The organism is Streptomyces hyaluromycini (assembly GCF_002217755.1).
GTDB lineage: Bacteria > Actinomycetota > Actinomycetes > Streptomycetales > Streptomycetaceae > Streptomyces > Streptomyces hyaluromycini.
Genome location: NZ_BCFL01000017.1, coordinates 995638 through 1011998 on the forward strand (window position 1 = coordinate 995638; position 16361 = coordinate 1011998).

Here is a 16361-nt window from a genome sequence, read left to right on the forward strand (position 1 = left end):
GTACGGGTCAACTTCTCAAGACATATTGCCTAGTTGGTGGTTGCATCGGCATGCTGTCAGGAGTCACGACGCGCGTTCGTTCGGGTGCGCGCCGCAGCAGACCGATGGGCGATGCCTCGCCACGACCCCGTCACCGGCGCGCGCCTCCATGTCGGTCCCGCACGCCGTACCAGGAGGGTGGGCCATGCCACGGACAACGCTGCTTCGGCAGCTGCTCCAGCAGCGGCACCTGACGACGCACGAGGCTTTCGCCGCCCAGTACGAGCGGGCTGCCGTGCGGCTGGCGGAGCTCGACCGAGACCCTCGCCTGGCGTCCCTCCAGGTCTCTCCACGCCAGTTCGACCGCTGGTACGGCGGGGAGCTACTGACTCTGCCCCGTCCTGACGCCTGCCGGGTGTTGGAGCACATGCTGGGCAGACCGGTGTCCGAGCTGTTCTCCGCGGTGTACGACGGCGACTCCGAGTCCGGCCGCTCCGAGGAGCCGCGCACTCGCGAGCAGGCGCCGAGTCCCCTTCCGTCACGAGAGGACGACGAGAACCCCCTGGACATCGTCGCCCGGACGCGGCAGCTCACGGCCAGCAACACCGACGCCGCGACGCTCGCGTTCCTGGATTCCTCCCTGGAGGGCATTGCCGACCGGTACGAGCAGGACGGGCCGTACGCCCTGCGCCCCCAGGCTCGCCAGGTGAGGCAGCTCGCCCACACCCTCCTCGACGGCCGCCAGCCCCCAGGCACGCGCCGGGAACTCTTCCGCCTCGCCGCACGCGCCGCCGGCCTGCTCGGCTACATGGCGGTGAACACGGGCGACTTCGCGCTTTCGGAGGCGTACTGCACCGAAGCCCGGGACCTCAGCCGTGAGATCGGCGACCTGGACACAGAGCTCTGGGCGCGTGGGACCCTCTCCTTCGGCCTTTACTACGCCGGCCGGTATGACGAGGCCGACGCTTGCGCCGCCGCGGCCGTCGAGCGCGCGCCACGCCATGCCCAGTCCATCCGCCTGCTCGCCAACGGCCGAGCCCGAGCCCTCGGCAAGACCGGTGACCGGCGTGCCGTCGAGCAGGCGATCGGGCAGGCACTCCGCCTCTCCGACCTCCACGAGGTACCCGTCGGGCTGACCTCCTGCATCTCCTTCGAGCCGTACGGACGGGCCCGGACACTGGCCAACGCCGTCACGTCACACGTTGCCCTGCGCAACACGGCCCAGGTGCTGCGCGACGCCGAGCACATCGACGACCTCGTGGAGCACTCCACATCCTCCTGGAGCCGTTCGCTGGTACGCCTCGACGTCGCCACCGCGCTGCTGCAGCAGCGCACTCCCGACATCGATCACGCGATGGCGCTCGGGGGTGAGGCTCTACGGCTGTGCGGAGACACCCCGATCAGCTCCGTCTACCAACGCTCCCGTGACCTGCGCGAGCAGGCCAGGCCGTGGCGTGATCACCCGGCGGTACGCGATTATGGCGAGGAGTTCCGGGCCTGGAGCTCGCAGCCAGCCGTCCTGGCCATGGCGTCATCCGCGTCGTAGACGCCGTCGGTGTTGTCGTACACCGGGGCGGTGTGAAGCCGAAGGAGTTCGACGGGTGCCCCTGCTCAGCGCCGATCCCGCCGCGTTCCCCGCCGAGCCTCCCGCCGACACGCATGATCCGGCGGTCACCGCGGCCCACGACTGGGCGGCGTTCAGCGCACTCGACGAGATGACCGATCACTGGGCACGCCCCGGATGGGCGGACGGCAGCCGGGCGTACTACTGGATGCTGAGCTTTCCGGACGACCAGCGGCTCGCGACCCTCGCCCGGCACTGCCAGGAGGAGCTGGCCCCCCTCGGCCTCGACCCGGTGCCGACGGACGGGCTGCACATCACCCTCGCCCGCGTGGGCAGGCCGGGCGCTGTCGCCCCCGATCAGCTGGACAGCCTGGCGCGGGACGCGGAGGCGCTGCTGCCCCCCGCATTCTCCATACGTGCCATGCCGCTGGCCGGCTCCCGCGGTGCCGTCCGACTGTCCCTCGGCCCGTGGGAACCCCTGCTTCGGCTGCACCACGCACTGGCCGAGGCCGGAAGCAGTGCTGGTCTCGCGCCGAAGAAGCCGACGTCCGCTTTCCGACCGCACCTGAGCCTCGCCTACAACAACCGTCGGCGTCCCGCTGCCCCCGTCGTGGAGGCGGTCTCAGCACTTCGTGCTCTCCCCGCTGTCGAGCTCTCCGTGTCCGCCGTTCAGTTGGTGGAGCTCCGCCGCGAGGGGCGGACGTACCGCTGGGATGTACGGAAGAGCGTCCCGCTCGGGTAGCCCACGGACATCCAGGGGGAAGACCACGACCACTTCCTTACCGATCGCGGTCGGCCGGACCGACCATTCGGAGGCCAGCGCCCCGACGAGCAGCAGTCCGAGACCACTTCCCGTCAGCTCACCCGGCGACGCCTGCGCTGATCGTGCCCGGACCTCGGAGACATCCCGTCCCGCGTCGTGGACTCGCAGTACCGCTACGTCCCGGTAGACCTCCACGCACATGCAGTCCGGTCCGCCGGCGGTGTGTCTGACCGCGTTGCCCACCAGTTCCGAGGCGACCAGAACGGCGTCGTCGACGCGCCCCGGTGTGGCACATCCCTTGAGGGACTCGTGTACGTGTCGCCGCGCGAGGCCCGAAGGCTCGGCGTAGTCGGCCAACTTCACCCAATGACGCCTTACCGGTGTCTGCCTGCAGAGGCGCTCTTCGTCTACCGCGTCCATCGCCACTCTCGTTTCCGGTTGGGCACTGGACCGATCAGCCTCGCCATCCGTGAGCCGCGACGGTACGCCGCAGCTCCGCCTCTTCGCGCGCCGCCGGACGGCGGACCAACGGCGTCCTGACGGCGTACCGCCGTCGGCCGCCCCCAGCGAGGCTCTTCTTCGAGACGCCGGCCCTTGGCGTCTCGACCCAACCGGCTGGAGGTAACTCGGAATGAGCGGCAGCGCGAGGCAGACCGCACCGCACGAGGTGCCCCCGGGCGCGCGCCTGGTGCTGTATGCCTGCCTGCCCGCGTCGCTCGGTGAGATCGCCGACCACAGCGTGGCCAGCACACGGCAGTACGTCGCCGATGCCGGCTGGGAGGCGGTCGAGACGTACGTCGACCGAGCGCCACCGTTCGAGAGCCGCGCCCTGTGCGAGGGCTGGCACAACGCTCTGGCCGCGGTCGAGCAGGGGCGGGCGGCCGGGATCGTCACCCCCCTGCTCGTGATGCTGGGGCATCTGGAGGAGGACAAGACGAACCTCGCGGCCTGGCAGGCCCGGACCGGGGCGTTGATCACGACACCGTGGGCGGTCGTCGACGCCACCGTCCCGACGCTCTTACGGAGGACGGCGGCGTGATGACCAGCATGCGGCTACGGCCTCTGCGGCAACTGCTCAGCCAGCTCGGATTGGTGCTGCGGCACCCGGCGAAGTATGTCGGCCGGTTCGGCTTCGGCGCCTTCCAAGTGCTGTTCCTGCCCGTCCTGGTGACCGGCACAGCGTTGACCACGCTCTACGCAGGCCAGATCCGGTAGCTACGGCCCGCGTCCTCGACTCCCTCTCCGGATGCTCCGAATCCCCGTCCCCCACGGAATCCGATCAGCCGGAGAGGGGCCGCACCGCAAGGTGCGAATGCAGGAAGCCAGCCGGTGTGCGGCACGGCGAGCCGCACACCGGCCGGCCAGCAGTACGACGAACCGTTCGAACCCTTCCGACACGAGAGGAAGTGCGATGACCGCAACCACACTCAGCCCGATCAGCGCGCCACCGCCGGTAACGGCCGGCGCCGAGGCGTCCGTCGTGGCAGGCGCCCTCGACGTACCCGCCGACCCCTTCGACATCGACCTCACCATCATCACGGAGGTCGACTCTGACCTGCTTCCCAGGGCGTGCGACACCGGTGACGGCTGCAAGCCGTCCTGCGCCTCGTCCTGCGCGAGCGCCGTCTGACAGCGGCTCGTACGCGGGGCCGGGAGCACTTTCGCTCCCGGCCCCGCCCCGGTCACAGCACTATGGCGGAGGCACTGGAAATGGGAAGTGACGAAAAGCTCTACCAGCACACGGGCACGGCCCTGCTCCGGGCCGCCGCGATGCCGCTGACGAGCCTGCCGGAGTGGTGGCCCGATCCGGCCGACACGGACGCCTGCCGTAGATGGTTGAAGCAGGTGTGGGCCGACGAGGGGTTCGCCGACGCCGTCCGGCAGACGAGTGGTGACCTTGCCACGCGGGTCGACGCGATCCGCGCGGGGCAGCCGGCACGTCCCAAGCAGGTCCGGCGCGCGGCCCTGGCCACCGTCCGCTACGCGCTGCGAGCCACCGGGCGGCCGACCCCGTTCGGCCTCTTCGCCGGGGTGGCGCCGGTCGGCGTGGGTTCCACACCGTACGCGAGATGGGGAGACGCACACCGGGCCGTGGCGCGGGTGGACACCGAGTGGCTGGACGACGTCGTCGCTCGTCTGGAGGCGAGCCCCGACCTGCTGGAACGCCTGGACGTGGTCCTGAACAACCTGGCGGCACGCCGAGGCGGACGCCTTCACGTCCCGCACGGCGGGCCGATGGGGGCCACCGTCCGGCGCACCAGCGCGGTCCGTTGGATCGAGGACCTCGCGCGCGAGCCGGTTCGCTTCGCCGCTCTCGCCGAGCAGTTGGCCTCCGCCTTTCCCCGAACCGAGCCACGCCACATCACCACACTGCTCGGCACGCTGGTGCGCGAGAAGTTCCTGATCACCAGCCTGCGCCCGCCGATGACCGACACCGATCCGCTGTCCCACCTGATCGAGCGACTGCACGGCGTGGACGTCGGTACGGTGCCGGAGGCCGGGCAGGTCCTACACGAACTGGAAGCGGTGCGACGCGCCGTGCACGAGCACAACCGGCTTCCCGCGAACCGCCAGGCGCCCCAACGGGAGGCGCTGACGCCGCTCTTGCGTCGGCTCTCCGGCGCGGGCCGAAGCCCTCTCACCATCGACCTGCGGCTGGACGCCGACGTACAGATCCCCGAGAGCGTCGCGCGCGAGATGGAGCGGGCCGCCGATGCGCTGCTGCGGTTGACGCGCCGACCGGCGGGCCAGGGTGTGTGGAAGGAGTACCAGGTCGCGTTCTGGGAGCGGTACGGCACCGGCACGCTGGTGCCGGTCAAGGAGGTCGTCGACGCGGCGTCCGGGCTCGGCTACCCGGCCGAGTATCCCGGCAGCCGCATGACCGCGCCGCCACCGGTGGTCTCCGAGCGGGACGAGCGGCTGCTGGCCCTGGCCTGGCAGGCCCTGGCCGACGGTGGCAGAGAGATCGTCCTCACCGACGACATGATCGACCGCCTGGCCGACGAGACGATGGCCGCGCGGGAGGCGCCGCCTCACGTGGAGATGTGCGCGCGCCTGCACGCCGACAGCCTGCCCGCGCTGGAGCGTGGGGACTTCACGCTCACCGTGACGCCGGCCCGCGCCGCAGGAACGCTCACGTCCCGGTTCTCACCGGTCGCCACCGGCTCGGGACTCGACGAGATCTACCGTCAGGTCCCCGCGAGCGTCGAGAACGCGCTGACCGCGCAGCTCTCCTTCCCGCCGCTGTACCCGCACACCGAGAACGTCGCCCGCATCCCCGCCTATCTCCCGCACGTGATCCCACTGGGCGAGCACCGCAGCCCTGCCGACACCGTGCCGACGCTCATCGACGTCGATGACCTCGCGGTCACGGCCACGCACACTCGCCTGTACCTGGTCAGCATCTCCCGCCGTCGCGTCGTGGACCCGCAGGTCTTTCACGCCATGGCCCTGGACAAGCAACCTCCGCCCCTGGCCCGGTTCCTGGCGCACCTGACCCGCGCCTTCGGCCCCGCCTGGACCGGCTTCGACTGGGGCCCGCACGGCGCACGGCTACCGTTCCTGCCACGCGTCCGCTACGGGCGCGTGATCCTCTCTCCTGGCCGCTGGAACCTGACCGCCGACGCCCTCCCAGGCCGGGGTACGGACACCCGGGAGTGGGCGGACGCCCTCGGCCGCTGGCGGAAGCGGTGGCACTGCCACAATGCTGTCGAGCTGCGGGAGGACGACCGCACACGACGACTGCGGCTCGACGTGCCCGCCCACGTCGCCGTCCTGCGCGCCCACCTGGCCAGGGAAGACCAGGCCGTGCTCACCGAGGCGCCGCCCGAGGAGAGCTACGGCTGGATCGGCGGCCACGTCCACGAGATCGCCCTGCCGATGACCAGCACCCGCCCGCCAGCCCCCGACCCACTTTCCGGCCCCCTCCCCGTGCTCACCAACAGCACCCTCGGGCCCGTACCGGGGTCGGTGTGGGCACCCTGGCTGAACGCCAAGATCTACACGCACCCCGACCAGTTCGATGAACTGATCGGCACCCACCTCGCACGGCTCATGGCCCAGCTCCAAGGCGGACCCGAGTGGTGGTTCGTCCGCTACCGCACCCCGCACGACCCCGACCACCTGCGCCTGCGCACCCGCACCCGAAGCCCCGGACAGTACGCCGCCTATACCGAGCTCGTCGCCCGATGGGCCGCCGGGCTACGCCACGAGGGGCTCAGCAGCAGGCTCGTGTTCGACACCTACACCCCAGAGATCGGCCGCTACGGCCCCGGCGCCTCCCTGCGCGGTGCGGAGGCGGTGTTCACCGCCGACTCGGCCTACGCCCTCGCCGTCCTGCAGGGCCTGGGAGCCGACGGCGTCGACGGACGCGCACTGGCCGCGGCCGGCATGGTGGACATTGCCTGCGGCCTGCTCGGCCCCGACGAGGGCATGCGTTGGCTGGCCAACCGTCCCGCGCCTCCAGCCCGAGTCGAGCGAGGCGCCAGAGACCAGACCATCGACCTCGTTCGCCACGCCACGCCCCACGCCCGCGGCTGGGGCGAAGCGCTCGCCCAAGCGTGGCACCGCCGCGCCGTGGCCCTGACGCTGTATCGCGAACACCTCGCCAAGGACATGGACCTCGACTCGGTTCTGGAGTCCCTGCTGCACATGCACCACAACCGCCTGCGCGGCCTGGACCGGGAGGACGAGCGGATCTGCCGCCGCCTGGCCCGTCAGTCCGCTCTCGCGTGGACCGCCCGGCTGGGGGAGAGCCACCCATGAACCACGACGCGTCGCCCACACCCACCAGGCCCGGCTGGGGCCAGTCGCTGTACTCCGGCGCGGCGGGAGCCGCCCTGCTGCACGCCGTCAGATCCCACACCGGCGAAGACGACACGGATGCGCTCCGGCCGTGGGCCGCTGCCATGGTCAAGGGCCCGATACAGGCCGCCCCGGAGGCATGCGGCCTGTACGAGGGCGCGCCAGCCGTCGCGTACGTCCTCAGCTTCACGCACACGGACACCGGCACCCGCGCCCTGGCGACCCTGGACTCACACCTCGCCGACGTCACTCGCGACCGCCTCAAGCGGGCGAACGCACGCATCGAACGTGGCGCGCCGCCCAGCCTGGGCGAGTACGACCTCATCAGCGGACTGACCGGCCTGGGGGTCTACCACCTCCACCGCGGTCACCGGACGGAACTACGAGACGTCCTCGCCTATCTAGTGCGGCTGACCGAACCGATCACCGTCGAGTCCCAGCTCCTGCCCGGCTGGTGGAGCAGCGACAGCCCCGACCTGCGCCCGTCGCCGCGGTGGCCCGGCGGACACGGAAACTTCGGTCTGGCCCACGGCATCAGTGGACCCCTCGCGCTGCTGGCCATCGCCGTGCGCCACGGCCACACGGTGCCCGGACAGAAACGAGCCATCATCCGGATATGCGGCTGGCTCGACCAGTGGCGCGACGGTACGGGCTCGCGCGCCTGGTGGCCGGGCCTGGTCACCCGGGCCGAACACCGACGCGGCGCTCTCCAGCATTCGGTACCGGGACGTCCGTCCTGGTGCTACGGCACCCCCGGCATCGCCCGTGCCCAACAACTCGTCGGCATCGCCCTCGGCGACCGCGACCGGCAACGCCGGGCCGAACAGGCCCTTGCCGGATGCCTGGCCGACGACCAGCAGCTCGCCCAACTCACCGACGCATCCCTCTGCCACGGGTGGGCGGGGCTCGTACAGACCGCCTCCCGTGCCGCCGCCGACGCCGTCGATGACGAACTCGCGGCCCATCTGCCCCGTCTGCGGGCCCGGCTCGACGAGCACCTGGACCACAGCGGACTGCCGGACGGCGTCGGCCTGATGGACGGTACGTCGGGCATTCATCTGGTCCGTCTCACCGACCCCGTCAACACGGCGGCCACCGCCCCCTGGGACCGCTGCCTGCTCCTGGCGGGATGACGCTCGCGAACCGCACCCCGCACCAGATCACCTGAGTACGATCTGCCCCTGCCGTACGCACGGCCGGGCACCTTCCGGAAGGACGCGATGAACACCACCACCGGCGCCTCCCCCGAGGACCTGCGCAACCGCCTGGTCGACGCCATTTTGCAGCAGGACGTCTCCGGCCCCCGCGACGCACGCGTCGAAACCGCCATGCGGACCGTGCCCCGCCACGCCTTCCTCCCCGACGCGCCCCTCCAGGAGGCGTACGCCAACAAGAGCGTGACCATCAAGGAGAACCCCGACGAGGACGCACTCCCACTGAGCTGCGCTTCCCAGCCCGACGTCGTGCACTTCATGCTGGTCCAGCTCGCCGTCCGCGAAGGCGACCACGTCTTCGAGATCGGGGCCGGCACCGGCTACAACGCCGCCCTGCTCAAGCACCTCACCGGCAAGTCCGGTCAGGTCACCACGTGCGACATCGCCCCCGACGTGACGGCTTACGCCCGCCGGATGCTGGACGCGACCGGGTACGCCGACGTTCGCGTGGTCACGAGGGACGGCGCCCTCGGCGCCCCGGAGTTCGGCCCCTACGACCGAATGATCGCGGCGGTCGGCATGTGGGACCTCCCCGCGGCCTGGTGGGACCAGCTCGCGGTCGGCGGACGACTCGTGGTCCCGCTGCGATGGCGCGGGCTGTCCAGGTCCGTGGCGTTCCGACGGGAAAAGGACCGGATGTGGTCCGACTCCGTCAGGATGTGCGGTTTCCTCCCGGTGATCGGCCAGGACGGCGAGCGGAACGGCTATATCGACGACAACCGACTCGTCAGGCTCTACTGGGACGAGGACCAGCCCATCGCCCCAGACCTGCTGCGCGACGCCCTCACCCACCCGAAGTCGGTCGTCTGGACGGACGCGACGGTCGGCTCCGTCGAGTCCTTCGACGGCGTCTGGCTGCGCCTGAGCGCCACCGAACGAGCGACCTGCCGCATCACCGCAAAGCCCGCGGCACTGGAAGCCGGCCTTCACCGCCCCGCCTCACCCGCCCTGAGCCCAGCCCTCGTCGAGGCTGACTCCATCGCCTACCTCACCTTGGAGCGCACCGCCGACCCGCTAGCCACCGAACCCCGGTTCCGGCTGGGAGCCGTCGGCTACGGCCCGGCCGGCGCCGAACTTGCCGAGCGGATCTGCGCGCAGATCCGTGCCTGGAGCCCGGCCAGGACCGTCGAACCCGCGATCACCGCCTACCCCGCGGACACACCGGACAGCGACCTCGCCGACGGAGCCGTGATCGACCGCCCCTCCGTGCGGCTCGTCATCGCCTACTGACCTGGGTAGACATGCGAGCTCACCAGTCTCATGGTCGCCTAACCGGCACAGGAACGCCTCCTGGGCACCGCTACATCGGGGCGCGGTTTACTGCACAAGCTGACGCTTGCCTGTGGCTCCGAATCGGTCGACCACCATGAAGGCAGTGCCCAGATCGTTAAGAGTTAGTTCCAGACGCCACAACGCGACCTCACCGTCGTCGGTATAGGGACGCAGCCCGGAAAACCGGCCCTGTTTCCAATCGCTGTACTCCTCCGAATAAAAGGTGATCTCACTGTCCCAAACGCGACATTCAGTGTCGTACTGGTCCCAGTCGGCTTCGTCGTAGGTCTCCTCGTGGAGACCGACTTCGGCCCAGGCGAACAGTGTCGGTACGACATCGGCGTAGCTGGAGAGTCCGAGCATGATGGGCCAGCTCGCGAGCTCGGTGGGCGGGTGGCCGTCCTCGTTGTCGACGCCGAGGATGATCTCGCCCCGCCCGGAGGTCTTGTTGACCCATTCCTCGATGTCGATGACGAGGCGTTCGCCAGCTGCGAGTCGCTCCATCCACGGCCGGGCCAGCTGCAGATCACGGATGCGTAGTACATATGGGTCGCCCTCGGCGGCCTCACGCAACACCGAAGCAGCATCCTTGTCGAGGATCTGGTTGCTGGGAACGAGCAGCTTCCAACCGCCCCGGCGGGATCTTTGCAAAGTCTCGCGGCTGACGAGTTGCCAGTAGCAGACCTGGACCTCCGGCTCGTAAAGGACCACTACGACCGGCAGGGAATGGTTGAGCCAGTACTGGACGTGTTCGGCATCAGGCCGGAACCACCAGCCGCCTTGAGTCGTCTCCTTGAACCAGCTCTCGCCGCTCTTGATCTGCAGCGCGAGCAGCCTACCCAGCACCTCTTCCGTGTCCACGATTTCGACGTGGGCGTCGATCCCGTAGTCCTCGGTCGGCTGCTCTCGAAACAGCCACCCCAGCTCATCCTGAACAGCGAGCTGGGTGTGAGTGACTCCTTCGCTGCCGACCTTGGCAGCAGGAATTCGGCGCATCATGACCGCCATTATTCGCTGCCCTTGGCGCGTTGCTGCTCCCGGGAGGCGCGCAAACCACACCCGGGCTTCCAGCCCCAGGTGGCTACCCGTGCCCAAGCCCGCCAGCGAGCCGCGAACGCTGGTCGTTGGTGCTGTCTACTATCGTGACACCTTCATCCTCACCGCATGGTCACAGCCCCTCGCGACGAGTTCACACACGGTCACCGAAAGAGTCGACCATCCCGAGAACCGGCGACAGCTGAATACGCGAGCTCACCAGCACCATCCCTGTCACCCTGCTGTTCCCGGCGCACGCGGATGCGGCTGTCGGCAGGTACGACCGCGCCCACCGGAGCGGGAGCAGAGTGGTGCTGGAGGTCGGTGGTCAGCCCTGGGCGAGGTTCACCTCACAGGTGGTGCGCCGCCGCACGGCCATCCGCTTCGGATTGCCCGCAGTCGCAGTCGCCGGAAAGGCACTGCTCAGGCGTTCCCAGAGCCCGTGCGGAGGGTTCGGGATCCACCCCCACTGCGGGGGTCGCACATCGTCCTCGGTCATGTGGTCGCACCAGCCGGGCAGGTGCGCGCACTGCCCTGGAGAGATCAGGATCGTGTCATCCGGATCAGCACGCCACTCCCTCTTCACGGACGTCTTCACCGAACGAGGGGCCGCCGAAGCGGACGAACCCGGTCGGCAGTCACACCCAAGCCCGATGACGATCTGGCTGCCGCACTCCTCGCAGCGTTCCACTTTCACAGTCCCACTCGCCCTCACGCGGTGCCGGAGTCGACCCGGTAGACGATCTTCCCGTCGGACTCGGTGAACCCGAGAGCCTCGTAGAAGGCGGGTGCGCCTGGGTTGTCGCGGTCAGCCATCCATTCCACTCGGCTGCACCCGGGGCGCGCGGCGGCCAAGGAGCGGAGTTCACCCATGAGGCGAGCACCGATGCCCTGCCGACGCAGGGTGTCACGGACGTAGAGCTCCTTCAGGAACAAGGAGTGCGAGGATCCGGCGGCCGGCCAGAGGTAGGAATAGGCGGCGAGGCCCACGATGTCCCCGGTCTCGTCCTCGACGAGCAGGGCGTAAGCCAGTGGTGGCGCGCCGAAGAGGGCTTCCTCCACTTGGAGACGGCGCTCCTCGATCGGCTGGATATCTGTGTCGGTAGCCCCGTAGAACCGCTCGATCTCCTCGATCAGTTCGGCCAGTGCCGGGACGTCCCGCTTCTCCGCGGGACGGATCGTCGCGGTCATCGGCGCCTCCTGTCCTTCCTCGCTTGCTTCGGTCGCTGCTGCATTCGCTCGTTCCAACGCGTGATCCCCTCTTGGCGGTACGGCACACGCGCCTACGGCGACGCGGCGGCCCGCGCATACGGATTCCAGCCGTGCTGCCGCAGGGAGCCCTGCACGTGTCGGATGAGGTACTCCAGATCCGCGCAGTAGACAGACGGGTTCCGGTAGCCCTGCGCTTCGCTGAAGCGGTGTGGGAGGTAGCCACCGCCGCACACGTCCACGAGGGGGCAGGTGCGGCACTGCTCGGCGAGCGCATCCTTGCCGTGCTGCCGGTGCAGCAACTTCGGATGCGACAGGGCTTCGTCGAAAGAATGGCGGAGGACGTCGAGCCCGAGCCAGGAGGCGCCCTCCTCAACCGACCGCAGGGTGTCCACCGCCTCAATGGAGCCGTCGGACTCGATCACGACGCTCGTCGGCGGGGCCAGGCCGAGTGTCTCCACCGAGCCGCGCACGCCGGAGCTGAGGGCCACGATGTCCTCCAGCATCCGGACGCTGTGCCCGTACTCGGGCCGGGCGAGCCACGCGTCGTAAACCCTGCTCATCCACAGCCCGTACTCGGGCACGCTCGGGTCGGCGCGGTGCGGCGGGTCGTCATGGGTCGCGTGCGGCAGGCCGAAGTCGATCACGGGCGGTTCGAACGCCGCCAGGTAGTCGTGGACCTCCACTGGGTCGTTGGCCAGGTCCACGACGGCGAGAAGCCCTGCGAACAGGTGCGGCCGTGACTGCAGGAGTTCGATGCCGCGCACGGCGGACGCGGCGCTCGACCGCCCGGCGTGGGTCAGGCGATGCCTGTCATTGGCACGCGGCGGTCCGTCGAGGCTGACACCCACCGCGACCTCGTACCGCTCGAAGAGGTCCAGCCAGGCCCCGGACAGAAGGGTCCCGTTGGTCTGGAGCTCGAAAAGTACCCGCGTCCCGGTCGGCACACTGTCCCCAACGACCTCCAGTAGCTCGGCCATGTGCTGGACGCCGACGAGGAGCGGCTCTCCGCCGTGCAGGACGACGTGAATGGTCCGAAGAGCGTGTGTGGAGGCGTGCTCACCGATCCGCCGGGCCGCGGCCCGGGCCACAGCGAGGTCCATCCGGGCGGGCAGGTGCCGCGCCGCCTGGTCCCTGGAGTTGAAGACGAAGCAGTAGTCGCAGTCGATGTTGCAGCGGTTGGCGACCTTGAGGATGAACGTCCGGAAAGGAACGGGGTCTTCGGGTTCTGTCATCGAGCAGATGCGCCTACAGCGGCCAGGGCCAGATGAGCGAAGCCGCGTGGGCTCCGTCGCCGAACCGGCCCGTCGCGCCCTCCTCTGCCTCCAGCCGTTGCCGGACGCGGGCGGCCACACGGTCCAGGACAGCGGCGCCGGCTATCGTCGGCTCTGCGGACGTCTGGCCGACGGGCGGAATGGTGCGTGGCTCGGTGGCGGACGTGGGTGACGGCATTCAACGCTCCTCGTGAGGTACGTGCCGGAGGCGGCACGGTGCGACGGGGTTGAAGCGACAGATCAGCCGGAAACGTAGCATCCTCAACCACTTAGCCGGCACGGGGAATTCGGCCACATGGTCGGTGTCAGCCAGACCGTGGCACCAGCAGCCGTTCGAGGTCGTCCACGGCCGCGCTCACGCCCAGCCGCCGATACACCGTCAGGGCGGCTCGCAGCGAGCCCGCACCGTGACCAGGTCCGTCAACCGTCCAGTCGCAGCGGCCTATTCCCTCCAGCGCCCGCGCCTCCTCCAGCCGGCAGCGGATGTCCCGCGCGAGTGTGAGGGCCTGATCGAAGTGCCGGCGGGCGGCCGTCGGTTCTTCGGAGGTGAGCAGCAGCATCCCCCAGTGGTTCAGTACCTCTGCCTCGCCGCACCGGTCGCCCAGGCCCCGCAGGATCTCCAAACCGCGTTGGAACGCCTCGATCGCGCCGTCGCGCTCACCGACGACGCCGAGCGCCGCGCCCAGCTCGCTCAGCGAGGCGGCCTCACCCCCGCGGCTGCCGAGTTCGCGGTAGGCATCCAGGGCTTCCTCCAGATGCCGGATCGCCTCTGTCGCATTCCCGGAAACGCGGTCCACGACCCCAAGGTGGCGGACGCTGGTCGCTTGGCCGAACCGTTCACCGAGCTCGGTGAAGTGCGTCAGTGCCTGGCTGTGTGCCGTCCGCGCTCCTTCAATGTCTCCGGTCTGCCGTCGGACGACGCCCAGCTCGTTCAGCGCGTAAGCCTGGTGTGTACGGTCGTCCAGCTCCAGGTAGATGTCGAACGCTTCCTGGTGATGCCGTGTGGCCAGGTCGTACACGCCCATGAGGCGGTGCACGACGCCCAGGTCTCGCAGGGAGTTGGCCTCCCCGTACCGGTCCCCGAGCTCGCGGTAGATCGTCAGGGCCTCGCTCTGTGCCTCCACAGCAGCGTCGAAACGGCTCATCTGCCGGTGCGTCATGCCTAGATCGGCGAGCGCGTTCGCCTGTCCGAGCCGGTAGCCCAGCTCTCGGTAGAGGGCGAGGGCCTCCGTCTGGGCGCGGGCCGCGTCCTCGTTGTCCGCAGTCAGGTACCAGACGATGCCGAGCTGGTTGAGTGCGTCCGCCTTACCGCGCCGTTCGTCGACCGCTTCGTACGCCGTCACGGCGTCGCCGAGGGACTCGATTGCCTGCGGGTAGGCAGCCATGAAGCGCCGCACGACACCGAGTTCGGCGAGAGCGCCACCGCGGGCCCGCTGGTCGCCGGCATGGCGGGCGGCCTCGGCGGCAGTCCGGTGGAGCCCGACGGCCTGGTCCCAGGGACCGGCCTGGCGCAGGAAGGGCGCCATGGCCGCGGCGAGCCGGACGACGAGGTCGTACAGGGCGAGGCCGTTTGCCCGCCGGACACAGGCGAGGATGTTGGCCCGCTCGGTCTCCAGCCAGCTCACAGCGTCCGCCCGCGACTCCAGGGCCGGCGTCTCCACCCGCGAGGCGCCGTCTGGTGCCGGTGGCACTACCGCACCACTGCGCCCGATGTGCCCGTTTACGACGGCGAGAGCGGCCAGGTAGTAGGTGCACACACGCTGTACGGCCTGTACGTGGTCCATGCTGTCCCCCTCGGCGGCGAGACCGCGAGCGTAGTCGCGCAGGAGATCGTGCAGCCGGTAGCGACTCCCAGGTTGCTCGTCGATCAGGTGGTCGTCGTAGAGCGCTTCGAGGTGCCCACGAGCCACCACGACCGAGACCTCACCAAGAGCCGCGCCGACGTACGGGTCGAGATCGCTGCCGGGGAAGAAGCCGAGCTGCCGGAAGAAGCGCTGCCGTTCCGGCGCGAGATCTCGGTAGGAGAGATCGAACGTCGCGGTGACGGCGCGCTCCCCGGCCCGCAGCTCTCCCAGCCGGTCCCGCGCTGCCAGCAGCCGCCCGCGCAGGTCCTCAGCGGTCCAGGACGGATGATGTCGCAGCCGTGCCGCGAGCAGAGACACCCCCAGCGGCAGGCACCCGCACAGCCGGACCAGCTCGTCCACCACACCCCGGTCCAGGGCATCGGTCGGCCGCCCGCTGAGCCGCACGAAGAGGTCGACCGCGTGATCCGGCGGCAGCGCGTCCACCGACATGACGACCTCCTCGTTCGCCACCAGTCGCCTTCGGCTGGTCACCAGCACCAGGCAGCCGCTCCCGCCGGGGAGCAGCGGCTCCAGCTGCCGGTAGCTGGCCGCGTTGTCGAGGATCAGCAGCGCCTTCTTGTCCGCGAGCCGGCTCCGCCACATGGCGGCCCGGGCCTCCGTGACCGCTCCGACGTCGTCCCCGACAGGGATCTGCTGTGTCGGCACGCCTGCGGCCGCGAGAAGCGAGGCGAGCGCCTCGCCGGCCTGCACCGGAGTACGCCCCGGCGTGTACCCGTTGAGGTTCACAAAGAGCTGTCCGTCGGGGAACCGCTCGGAGAGCAAGTGGCCGGCATGCACGGCGAAAGTGGTCTTCCCGACCCCCGGCATCCCGTCGATGACATGAACGGGAAGTCCCTCGCCCTGCTCCTGTGAGGCCCGCACCGAGCCCACCAGCAATTCCAGCTCCGCGGTACGGTCGGTGAACGCTGCGGTGTCGCGTGGCAACGAACGCAGCACCTGGGCGGCCCCCGGCGGCCCCGCTCCATCCGCCGACCTCGCCGACGGCGCGGGAGGCCGCGCCTCCGAAAGCCCGGCGAGCAGAGCCGTCATCCCCGCCATCGTCACGCCCAATACGACGAACGAGAGCCAGGCATGCTCCTGTAACCACCCCAGCCAGCCGGGCCACCGCGACTCATTGGACACGGCGTTCGTGACGAGCCCGACCAGCAGCGTGGTCACAGCGCCGCCTCCGGCGATTACGGCTATCGCGATCCCGCGCCGGAGTCTCATGCGGAGAGCCCAGCAGCCGGGGGAGCGGCCGATTCCCCTCGGGTGCGGCTGATGAGATACCACGCACTGCCAACCGACCTGGTCACGACGGCAACCCCCGAGTAAGACGCCCCCAACTTCCCTAACGGAACAGTCCTCGTAGACCTTGGTCAAGGGCGCGTCTGAGCCAGGACG

Annotated in this window: 14 protein-coding genes; 8 read left to right on the plus strand and 6 right to left on the minus strand. The window is 69.9% G+C overall.

The window, feature by feature from the left end; all coding sequences use genetic code 11:
- The first annotated feature begins 184 nt into the window (after nucleotides 1-184).
- Nucleotides 185-1525, plus strand: a complete 1341-nt coding sequence (locus SSP29_RS12520; protein WP_089100614.1) for an NsdA family TPR-like regulatory protein — start codon at nucleotides 185-187, stop codon at nucleotides 1523-1525.
- A 55-nt stretch (nucleotides 1526-1580) separates the two neighbouring features.
- Entirely contained in the window at nucleotides 1581-2285 is a 705-nt protein-coding gene (locus SSP29_RS12525) for a 2'-5' RNA ligase family protein (RefSeq protein WP_089100615.1), read from the plus strand.
- Here SSP29_RS12525 and SSP29_RS61175 read toward each other — a convergent pair.
- Complete coding sequence (locus tag SSP29_RS61175) at nucleotides 2166-2726, minus strand: ATP-binding protein (protein WP_123060324.1); 561 nt, start codon at nucleotides 2724-2726, stop codon at nucleotides 2166-2168. The genes SSP29_RS12525 and SSP29_RS61175 overlap by 120 nt on opposite strands.
- Nucleotides 2727-2937: 211 nt before the next feature.
- On the opposite strand from SSP29_RS61175, the gene SSP29_RS12535 reads away from it, so the two are divergent.
- From SSP29_RS12535 to fxlM, 6 genes are all read left to right on the plus strand, one after another.
- Nucleotides 2938-3345, plus strand: a complete 408-nt coding sequence (locus SSP29_RS12535; RefSeq protein WP_150134033.1) for a hypothetical protein — start codon at nucleotides 2938-2940, stop codon at nucleotides 3343-3345.
- On the plus strand, nucleotides 3342-3521 hold the full coding sequence (locus SSP29_RS52495) for a hypothetical protein (RefSeq protein WP_145968885.1): 180 nt from the start codon (nucleotides 3342-3344) through the stop codon (nucleotides 3519-3521). Before SSP29_RS12535 ends, SSP29_RS52495 begins: the two co-directional genes overlap by 4 nt.
- 196 nt (nucleotides 3522-3717) lie before the next feature.
- Nucleotides 3718-3936, plus strand: a complete 219-nt coding sequence (locus tag SSP29_RS55470) for an FxLD family lanthipeptide (protein WP_089100616.1) — start codon at nucleotides 3718-3720, stop codon at nucleotides 3934-3936.
- 80 nt (nucleotides 3937-4016) lie between these two features.
- Nucleotides 4017-7070, plus strand: a complete 3054-nt coding sequence (locus SSP29_RS12545; RefSeq protein WP_089100617.1) for a lantibiotic dehydratase — start codon at nucleotides 4017-4019, stop codon at nucleotides 7068-7070.
- Complete coding sequence (locus SSP29_RS12550; RefSeq protein ID WP_150134036.1) at nucleotides 7067-8242, plus strand: lanthionine synthetase C family protein; 1176 nt, start codon at nucleotides 7067-7069, stop codon at nucleotides 8240-8242. The genes SSP29_RS12545 and SSP29_RS12550 overlap by 4 nt, the downstream gene beginning before the upstream one ends.
- 87 nt (nucleotides 8243-8329) lie before the next feature.
- Complete coding sequence (fxlM, locus tag SSP29_RS12555; protein ID WP_089100619.1) at nucleotides 8330-9553, plus strand: methyltransferase, FxLD system; 1224 nt, start codon at nucleotides 8330-8332, stop codon at nucleotides 9551-9553.
- Between the two features lie 87 nt (nucleotides 9554-9640).
- Here fxlM and SSP29_RS12560 read toward each other — a convergent pair whose 3' ends face one another.
- The 5 genes from SSP29_RS12560 to haaT form a co-directional block, all read right to left on the minus strand.
- Nucleotides 9641-10594, minus strand: coding sequence for a DUF4365 domain-containing protein (locus SSP29_RS12560; protein WP_245883076.1), 954 nt, complete (start codon nucleotides 10592-10594; stop codon nucleotides 9641-9643).
- A 747-nt stretch (nucleotides 10595-11341) separates the two neighbouring features.
- Nucleotides 11342-11821, minus strand: a complete 480-nt coding sequence (gene haaN / locus SSP29_RS12570; RefSeq protein WP_089100621.1) for a cyclophane-containing RiPP N-acetyltransferase HaaN — start codon at nucleotides 11819-11821, stop codon at nucleotides 11342-11344.
- Between the two features lie 92 nt (nucleotides 11822-11913).
- A complete protein-coding gene (locus SSP29_RS12575; protein ID WP_089100622.1) occupies nucleotides 11914-13074 on the minus strand; it encodes an FxsB family cyclophane-forming radical SAM/SPASM peptide maturase in 1161 nt (386 codons plus the stop codon).
- Nucleotides 13075-13087: 13 nt separating this feature from the next.
- The gene (haaA, locus tag SSP29_RS12580; RefSeq protein ID WP_089100623.1) at nucleotides 13088-13291 is read right to left on the minus strand and encodes a HaaA family cyclophane-containing RiPP peptide; all 204 of its coding nucleotides are present in this window, start codon (nucleotides 13289-13291) and stop codon (nucleotides 13088-13090) included.
- 127 nt (nucleotides 13292-13418) lie between these two features.
- Nucleotides 13419-16187: a cyclophane-containing RiPP biosynthesis TPR protein HaaT gene (gene haaT / locus SSP29_RS12585; protein ID WP_150134038.1), complete on the minus strand. Its 2769-nt coding sequence runs from the start codon at nucleotides 16185-16187 to the stop codon at nucleotides 13419-13421.
- Nucleotides 16188-16361 lie beyond the last annotated feature (174 nt).